The sequence below is a fragment of the Williamsia soli genome (genome assembly GCF_017377795.1).
GTDB lineage: Bacteria > Actinomycetota > Actinomycetes > Mycobacteriales > Mycobacteriaceae > Williamsia > Williamsia soli.
This window is the reverse complement of sequence record NZ_JAFRDR010000001.1, coordinates 415,034-423,778: the sequence shown is the minus strand read 5'-3', so window position 1 is coordinate 423,778 and position 8,745 is coordinate 415,034. Positions and strand designations below refer to the sequence as shown.

The following is an 8,745-nucleotide window of genomic DNA, read 5'->3' as shown; positions in this document are numbered from 1 at the left end:
GAATCGTGGACTACCGACTCGGCAGCTGGTCGGTCGACCCGGGGACCGGTTGTGCCGGATCGTTTCCGAGAGCGACGATCGAGTTGTCCGCGTCGACATGGACGACCTTCGGTTCGTGGACGATCACCTCGGCCTGCTCGAGTTGCAGAAACGACATGATGATCACGAGATCGCCCGGGTTGACCAGATGTGCCGCAGCACCGTTGATACAGATGACTCCCGAATCGGCCGCGCCGGTGATCGCGTAGGTCTCCAACCGTGCGCCGTTGGTGACGTCGACAACCTGGACCTTCTCGCCTTCCACCAGATCTGCCGCCCTCATGAGCGTTTCGTCGATGGTGATCGATCCGACGTAATGCAGGTCGGCTTGAGTGACGGTGGCACGGTGGATCTTGCCGTTGACCAGAGTGCGGAGCATGGTTCTTTCCTCGAGGTTGGGGTGAACTGTGACGGTGAGTTCTCAGGTGGTCTGACGCGCAACCGGTTCGGCCGCATCGCGGTCCATGGCATCTCGCAGGCTCTTGGGTCGCAGATCAGTCCAGTGTTCCTCGACGAACTCGAGGCATGATTGACGACTCGTCTGACCGCCTTCGCCGTGCACGATGTGCCAACCCGCGGGCACAGCTGCGAACGTCGGCCACAACGAGTACTGTTCCTCGCCGTTGATCAGGACGTAGAACTTGCCGTCTTCATCATCAAAGGGATTGGTAGACAAGATTCTTCTCTCCTTCTGTTCGCGATTCGCTCGTGTGGGTGACACGCTCCGCGCTCGCCCGCGACCTCTTGGTCTCGACGAATGACTCGACCAGTTCGCCGGAGCGGACGGCCAGATTGGACAGCAGGGTGGAGGTCAGACCGTGGGTGTGTTCGGTGTTGCCTTGCAGGTAGATGCCTCCGGCGATCTTCCCGCTGGTCGCCACCCGATAGTCACGGTCGACCACAGGTCGACCCTTGTCATCCACGTCGCAGGCGTCTGCCAGCGGACCGAGCAGGTCACTCAGGCCGGTCGGCTCGAATCCGGTCGCGAAGACGACTGCGTCGCAGTCGAGATCGTCTACGGCCTGAGAGGGACGGTGTGTGATCCGTACCGCCACACCGGTGTCGGTCTCGCGCACACTGCTCGTCTCAGATGCGCCCCGCACGAACAGGCGGCGCCGACCCGAAACCCGTTCGCCGTACTCGCGTCGATACAGTTCCTCGATCAGTGGCGGGTCCACAGCCGAATAGTTGGTGCCGCGGTGGTAGCTGAGCAACTGCGCGCGGAGCTCTTCGGAGGACTGATGGAAGTCGACAACGCCGTCGGGATCGAAGATGCGATTGGCGTACGGGCTGTCGTCGGCAGGTGTGTAGCCGTACTTGCCGAACACCGCGTGGATCTCCGCGTCAGGATAAGACTCGTGCAGGTACGCAGCCACCTCCGCCGCACTCTGCCCGGCCCCGACGACCACGAGCCTCTGATGCTGCAAGGGCGGCAGTTCCTGGAGGTGCTGCAGCAGCCGATGATTGTGGAACACCCTCTTACCCAGGCGAACACCGTCAGGGACCTTCGAGCGAAGGCCACCCGCCAACACCACGTTGCGCCCCCTGATGGAACGGGAGTCGGAGACCCTGACCTCGAAGGTGTCCCCCGACCAGGTCACCGAGTTCACCTCAGCGCCATAGGTGACCGGCAGATCGACTTTCGCCGCGGCCCACTCCAGGTAGTCGTGGAACTCGAGCCGAGTCGGGAAGAAGCTCTGCTGGTTGATGAAGTCGGTCAACCTGCCCCGATCGGAGAGGTACTTCAGGAACGAGAACTCACTGCACACGTCACGTTGCGTGGCGAGATCCTTCAAAAACGAGATCTGCATCGTCGTGCCGGGCAACAGCATTCCTCGGTGCCAACCGAATCGCGGCTGTTTCTCCACGAAGCCGGCCGTGATCCGATCGGACGGGTCCGCTCGCTCATTGTGTTCGGAGATCGCGATCGCCAACGCGAGGTTCGATGGACCGAAGCCCACACCCACCACGTCGACCGGAGCACTGCTGTCGATACTCACGAATCGACTCCTCCTGCCTGGCTCACGCTGGAGCCCGCTCGATTGATCATTATCGGACCTATCTCAGTTAGCCTAGTTGTACGAAGTATAAGCTATTTTGTCCAAGGCCATATGGCTCAACGCGCTCGCTGCCCGCGTTTGCTGACCTTGCCCACGGGCGTCCGCTCGAACTCTTCGACCAGTTCGACCACATCCGGCAGTTTGTACGCGGCGAGACCCTTGTCCCGCAGGAACTTCCTGATCCCGGCCAAGGTCAGTGTCGATGTGTCGCCCCCTTTACGTGGCATCACAAAGGCTTTCGTACGCTCACCGAGCATCTCGTCAGGAATGCCCACGACGGAGACGTCGTGCACGGCGTCGAACGCGAGGATCAGGTTCTCCACTTCTTCAGGAGCGACCTTCTCCCCGCCCCTGTTGATCTGATCCTTCGAGCGGCCGACGACGGTCAGGTATCCGCGTTCGTCCTCGCGAACGATGTCCCCGGTCCGATAGAACCCGTCTGCCGTGAAGTTCTGCGCGTTGTGCTCAGGTGCTCGGTAGTAGCCGCGGATGGTCGAGGGCCCCCGGGTCAGCAAATGCCCCGCATCGCCTCGGGCGACCTCGTGTCCGTCATCGTCGACCACGAGCACCTCGTCGGCGACCAAGGTCGGTCGGCCCTGCCGCGTCGTGATCGTGTCATCGTCTTCGTCGAGTCCGGTGAATGTCGTGAGACCTTCAGCCATACCGAAACTCTGCTGCACCACCGCACCCAGTTCAGAGCGCACCCGACGTGCGGCTTCGGCACTGAATCTGGCTCCCCCGACCCGCAGAACGCGAAGGCTCGTCAGGTCGTAGTCGTCTTTCAAGGAGGAGTTGAGCCAGACGATCGCGAGCGGCGGAACCACAGAGACGTCGGTCACGCCGTGTTCGGCGATGAGCGGGAAGGCGACATCGGGACTACCGCTGGTGACCGGCACAATCGTTCCGCCCGCGCTGAGGACACCGAGGAACCCGGGGGACCGCATGGCGAAGCTGTGACAGAGGGGCAGAACGACGAGTTGGACGGTGTCCTCGGCGATTGCGCAGATCTCGACGCTGGCCCGCACGGACGCCAGATAATCTTCGTGGGTGTGCGGGATCACCTTCGGCTGACCCGTTGTGCCGCCGGACAATTGCAGGAAGGCGACGTCCGACGGTAGGGACCGCCGATGATGGGTCGCGACACCGTGGGAGAGCAGACGTTCCACGTCGCGACCTCCGCCGGTCGTGGACAACACGACAGTGTGCTCCAACGTGGGCGAGGAGAGCTCGAGTTCCCTGGCCAGCGTCGCGAAATCGTTGCCGGCATGCGATTCGACGGTTATGTACGCCCGGGCCTCGGTGAACTCCACGAAGTACTCGATCTCGTGACGTCGCAGCGCGGCGAGCGCCAACACCGGAATCGCCCCGACTTCGAAGAGCCCGAACAGGATCGGCACGTACTCGGAGACATTCGGCAGATGGAGCACAACCCTGTCGCCACGACCGATGCCCAGCCGGGAGAACCCCGCGGCGTATCCGAGTACGAGTTCCCCCAACTCTGCGTAGGTGATCCGAGTGTCACCCGAGATGATCGCGGTCTTGTCAGGAGCGCGTTCGACGACCTCGAACAACATCTCCCCGAGGGTCTGATCGACCCAATGACCTTCCCGGCGATACCGCGCAGCGATTTCCTCCGGGTACGGCACGACCCCGTCGAGCACGAGTGGGGCGAGTTCAGGACGATCAGAGTTGCCCGCGCTCATCGAGACACCCACTCGGTCACATCTTCGGCGGGCTTCGCCGCCCGCTCCAGCGCGGCGACGATCCTGCTGAGCGCTTCGGCACCAGACTTGGCCACCTCGTGCGCCGGACGCTCGCGATAGCCCGGGTTGAAGATCTCGAGCGACAGCGGCCCGTTGTATCCCCCGGCGAGAACCGATGCGATGGGAGCGAGAAGGTCCAACTCACCTTCGCCCGGGAAGCAGCGATGTCCTCGGCTCCATTGCTTGAGATCCATGGACTTCCACGGGGCATCTGCGAGCTGGAAGAATCCGACCGACTCGTGCGGAAGTGCGTCGAGGGTGTCTGCGCCCTCGCCGCGAGAGATCAGATGGAACGTGTCGACCACCAGTTCCAGACCCGGGTGATCTGCCTCGCGCAGTACATCCCAGGCGTCGACGACCGTGCTGATGTGGGTGCCCCACGCGAGCGCCTCGAACATCACCGTCATACCGTGCTCAACCGCGTTGTCCCCCAGGGCCGCGAGCTGTTCCACCGAGAGGTCCCGACTGCCATCCGCATCGTCATCGGTGTTGGACACCACCAGGATCGAATCACAACCGACCTCGTGCATCACCTCGAGTTCGCGTTCGAAGCGCGAGAGGACGTCCCTGAATTCGCGCCCGGAAACACCTTCGGCCCGCCGAAAGGGTTGGTACAGATCAATGCTCAATCCGAGATCGGCGCACCGGCGAGCACATTCGCTCGCCGTCAGCGCGGACTTTCGCAAGTCGTCGTCGAGCAGCTCGATGCCGTCGAAACCTGCGGCCGCTATCGCATCGATCTTCTCTTCGAGGCTCCCACCCAACGACACCGTCGCCATGCACGTCCTCATGCCTGCTCCGCCCCGGCCGCAGGCGCATCGGCACCCAGGATCACCTCGAGCCAGGTACCGAGCGCAGGTTCCGCCGCGAGCGTCGGGAAGTCCGCGCCTGCAGAGCCTGCGGTCCGCCACTTCTCGATCAAGGACATCAAGCGGATGGAATCGAGACCGGCGTCGAACAGGTCCTCATCCATCGACAGGTTCGCGGGCGAAACGCCGAGTGCGTCCGCTATATCGGCGATCACCTGCTGCTGCGACAGAGTTGTCGACACATTCTGCTGACTCAATTCCTCAGCTCCTTGTCTACGCCTCGTGGGTGGTCGGAGCGCCACCGGACCACGCCGACGTTCACAAGAATAGCCTAGACAAAATACGCAGAATTAGGAAGTCAGCGTCGTCACACTGGCCCACAAAACGAAAGGCTAGTTAGTGCCCTACGGCTTCAGTTCCCACCGACATCGCCGCGACCTCGCGACCATGCCTTCCAGAGCGCCCCATAGCGTCCACCGAGGGCCACCAGCTCCTCGTGCGTACCCACCTCGACGATGCGGCCGCGCTCCATGAACGCGATCCGATCGGCCCGCGCGGCTTGGCTCAGCCGATGCGCGATGATCAGAGCAGAGCGACCGCGTAGCGCCGCCTGGGCCGACTCCTCGAGCATCCCTGCCCCGACGCTGCCCGCGTCGGCCGTCGCCTCGTCGAGGATCGCGACCTTCGGATCGAGCAAGACCAGCCGCGCGAGGGCGAGCTGTTGTGACTGCATCGGGGTGAGCTGGTGACCTTCCTGCCCGACAGTCGTTTTCACACCGTCCGAGAGTTTTCGTACCCATTGCGCAGCGCCGACCACTTCGAGAGCTGACCAGAGTTCTTCGTCGGTGGCGTCAGGCGCGGCCATCCTCAGGTCATCCCCGAGTGTGCCCGCGAACACGTGCACTTCCTGGGTCACGAGCGCGATCGAACGCGACAGTTGGGTGGGTTCGACCGTGGCGATGTCGACGCCTTCGAGGAGTGTCCGCCCGCGAGACGGTTGATGGATACCCGCCACGATTGCCGCGAGCGTGGTCTTGCCCGCACCCGACGATCCGACGACGGCCACGTGCTCGCCCGCAGACAAGGTCAGCGAGATCTCGTGCAGCACCAGGTGGTCGGCCGAGTAACCGTGGGTGATGTCCTGCAGTTCCAACAGTGGTGCAGTGGGGTTTGTGGAACCGTCCGAGGTGGGGGCGACGATGGTCTTGGACTCCTCGATCACCCCGACGATGCGGCCCAGTGCGACGGCGCCGGACTGCAGGTCGTCGACGACGAACAGCAATTGCCCGATCGGATCGAACAGCAACAGGAAGAACAGCATGGCCGCGGTGACCGCACCGATGGTGAGGGAATTGGCGTCGACGAGGGTGAACCCGACGACCAGAATGGTTGTCATCCCGATGAATTCGCCGAGGTTGACCCGTGCCCCGAGACGGCTCTGCAAGACGCTGGCTCGCATCTCCCACCGGACCACCTCCCACGAATGTGAGTCGATCCGCCGGTTCAACGACTCCGAGAGCCGGAAAGCGTGCACCGATTCGAGTCCGCGAATCGCGCCGAGTACATGGTGGGCGCGATCGGCCGTCGAGGCCCGAACCGCGGCGTACAGCCCCGGCGCGCGCTGCAGGTACATCCGGATCCCGTTGATGTACACCGGCATGATCACGACCAGCACGATCAGGAACCGCCAGTCGAGCGTGGCCAGACCGAGGAACGTGACGCCGACGGTGAACGCCGCGGTCAGCAAGGTCGGGACCGCCGAGCCGATTGCCTCGCTGACGGTGCTGACGTCGGCCGTCGCCCGCGAGACCAGGTCGCCGCTGCCCGCCGCCTCGACCCGATTGAGTCGCAGCCGGAGTGACGCATCGATCATCGCTTCTCGCAGATCGGCGAGGATCGACTCGAAGATCCTCGCGGACAGCATGACTCCGAGACCTGCGAATGCCGCGGCACCGATCGCCGAGGCAGCCATGATCCCGGACAGACGCCAGATCTCCGAGGCGTCACCGTTGTCGTTGGCAATATCGATGATGGTGCCCAGTGAGCGTGGGGTCACCAGGCCCAGAGCCGCCGCGATCGTCATGATCACGGCGAGCAGCACGAGTTGCCAGGTGTGCCTGCGCATCTCTCGCCCCAGGTAACCCATCGTCACCTTGAAGTCGGCGATCGCGAGCTTGTTTCCGGTGGGTGCCACCGGCGCCGGCGTGGCGCTCATCGCGAGCCCCCGTTCGAGTTCGCGTACGCCGCCTGCGCACCGGCGAGATCGCCCTGATAGGCCAAGGCGGCACCGTCGAAGACGATCACCTGATCGGAGGCCTCGAGCAAGGCAGGTGAATTGCTGAAGATGACCGTGGTCCGCCCCTGTCGCGCCTGCGAGAGTCGCTGTGCCACGGTGGCCTCGGTGACCGAATCGACCGCGGTGGTCGGGTCGTCGAGCACGAGCACCGCGGAGTCCGCCGCGAGCGCCCTGGCAAGACTCACCCGCTGCCTCTGGCCACCGGACAACATGCGCCCTGCCTCCCCGACCGGGGTGTCGAGACCGAGCGGCAGCACCTCGGCGACGTCGTCACAGGCGGCGGCGAAGATCGCCCGGGTGACCCGGGAATCACGGTCCGGCAGGTTTCCGGCTCCGGCGCCGATGTTGTCGAGCACTGTTCCCTCGAAGAGATCGGGCGAATGCGGTACGGCGCGAACCAGTTGCTGCGAGATGTCGTTGTCCAGGTCGAACAGATCGACGCCACCCAACGTGACACTGCCTGCGTCGGGATGGACCTTGCGGGCGAGCACCGACGTCAGGGCATCGGTGGTCTCGGGTCCACAGATCACGGTGATCAGCCCCGACGGCGGCAACTCCAGATCGAGATCGTGGACTGGCCCGAGCGTGAAGTTCCGGAAGGCGACTGCGCCGCGCGCATCTCGTACGCGGCCGGTCTGCGCCGACGGCTCGGCCTGCAACACCGACAGCACCCGCTTGGCACAGGGCACAGCGGTGTTCCAGACCGCGCCGAAGTTGGTGCCCAGGTTGTTCAGCGGTCCCATGATGAACTGCGTCAGGCCCACCACCGTGATCAGCGCACCCAGGCTCATCGCGCCGTTCAGCGCCATCAGACCGGCGGCGATGCCGACTGCGACCACGAAGAGCGCCGAGACCATCTGCATGACACCGATGTACGCCCCCTGGGAGCGTCCGGCCCGGATGGCTCCGTCTCTCGCGCGGCGGCTGGCAACCCGATAGCGCCGGCCCGCTTCGCCTTCGGCGCCGAGGCCCTTGACGATCCTGAAGCCCGCGACCAGATCAGCGGCCGTCCCGGCGGCCTCGCCCGCGGCCTCCTGCTCGTGCTCGGTGCGTGCGCGAAGTGGGCCACCACTGAGGTCGAGAATCCACAACAGGGTCGGAGCCCCGAGCAGGATGGCGAGCCCGAGTGGCCACGAGATGAACAGCAGCACACCACCTGCCACCAACACCGCCGCCATCTCACCGACAGGGAACACCGCCAGGAACACCGCGTACGAGAGGCGGTTGACGTCCGAGGTCGCGATGTTCAACGACACGCCCGGCAGTCGCGCAGGCCCCGCCATGCCCATCGGATCGAGAATGCGGTCGGTGACGCGCATCCGGAAGTGATGCTCGACCATGGTCTGGCCGTAGACCGCCAACCGTTCACCGAAACGCCAGGTGTGCGAGAGCAACACGAAGTTCGCGGCGAGCGCGACCACCCAGATCACCAGAGACCCGACGTCCCCGGTTGCGACCGCTCGATCGATGGCGATGCCCATGATCACCGGGACCAGCGCCTCACCGACAAAGTGCCCGATCATCAGGACCATCGCGGGCAGGGTGTACTTGCCTGCGCCGAAGACGGTCCGCACCGCCAGTTGTCGAGGGGTGGTCTCCGCATCAACCCTGATCTCTTTGCCGCGGACAGGGTCAGCCGGCGGGACGAACCAGACCGGCCACCGGGTGCCAGATCTGTATGAGTCGGATTCCTCCTGACGCAACATCGCGTCGGTGTCCACTACACATTCCCCCAAGCCGTTGTTCGTGCGCGTGCCCACCACCCTAGAACGCTAAGG

General features: G+C 64.2%; 8 protein-coding genes. All 8 read right to left on the bottom strand.

Translation table 11 applies throughout. The annotated features are described in order from the left end of the window. Window positions 1-10 precede the first annotated feature (10 nt). Window positions 11-418, bottom strand: a complete 408-nt coding sequence (gene panD / locus J3S28_RS01945; protein ID WP_084839334.1) for an aspartate 1-decarboxylase — start codon at window positions 416-418, stop codon at window positions 11-13. Window positions 419-460: 42 nt separating this feature from the next. Continuing rightward, window positions 461-715, bottom strand: coding sequence for an MbtH family protein (locus J3S28_RS01940; protein WP_207836762.1), 255 nt, complete (start codon window positions 713-715; stop codon window positions 461-463). After that, window positions 696-2,039, bottom strand: coding sequence for a lysine N(6)-hydroxylase/L-ornithine N(5)-oxygenase family protein (locus J3S28_RS01935; RefSeq protein WP_207836760.1), 1,344 nt, complete (start codon window positions 2,037-2,039; stop codon window positions 696-698). The genes J3S28_RS01940 and J3S28_RS01935 overlap by 20 nt, the downstream gene beginning before the upstream one ends. A gap of 116 nt (window positions 2,040-2,155) precedes the next feature. After that, window positions 2,156-3,802, bottom strand: coding sequence for a (2,3-dihydroxybenzoyl)adenylate synthase (locus J3S28_RS01930; protein ID WP_207836757.1), 1,647 nt, complete (start codon window positions 3,800-3,802; stop codon window positions 2,156-2,158). Next, on the bottom strand, window positions 3,799-4,653 hold the full coding sequence (locus J3S28_RS01925; RefSeq protein WP_207836739.1) for a sugar phosphate isomerase/epimerase family protein: 855 nt from the start codon (window positions 4,651-4,653) through the stop codon (window positions 3,799-3,801). The genes J3S28_RS01930 and J3S28_RS01925 overlap by 4 nt, the downstream gene beginning before the upstream one ends. Beyond that, a complete protein-coding gene (locus J3S28_RS01920; RefSeq protein WP_237340923.1) occupies window positions 4,650-4,928 on the bottom strand; it encodes a phosphopantetheine-binding protein in 279 nt (92 codons plus the stop codon). The genes J3S28_RS01925 and J3S28_RS01920 overlap by 4 nt, the downstream gene beginning before the upstream one ends. A gap of 155 nt (window positions 4,929-5,083) precedes the next feature. Next, window positions 5,084-6,886, bottom strand: coding sequence for an ABC transporter ATP-binding protein (locus J3S28_RS01915; RefSeq protein ID WP_207836736.1), 1,803 nt, complete (start codon window positions 6,884-6,886; stop codon window positions 5,084-5,086). Further along, window positions 6,883-8,688, bottom strand: a complete 1,806-nt coding sequence (locus J3S28_RS01910) for an ABC transporter ATP-binding protein (protein WP_307796755.1) — start codon at window positions 8,686-8,688, stop codon at window positions 6,883-6,885. The genes J3S28_RS01915 and J3S28_RS01910 overlap by 4 nt, the downstream gene beginning before the upstream one ends. Window positions 8,689-8,745: the final 57 nt, after the last annotated feature.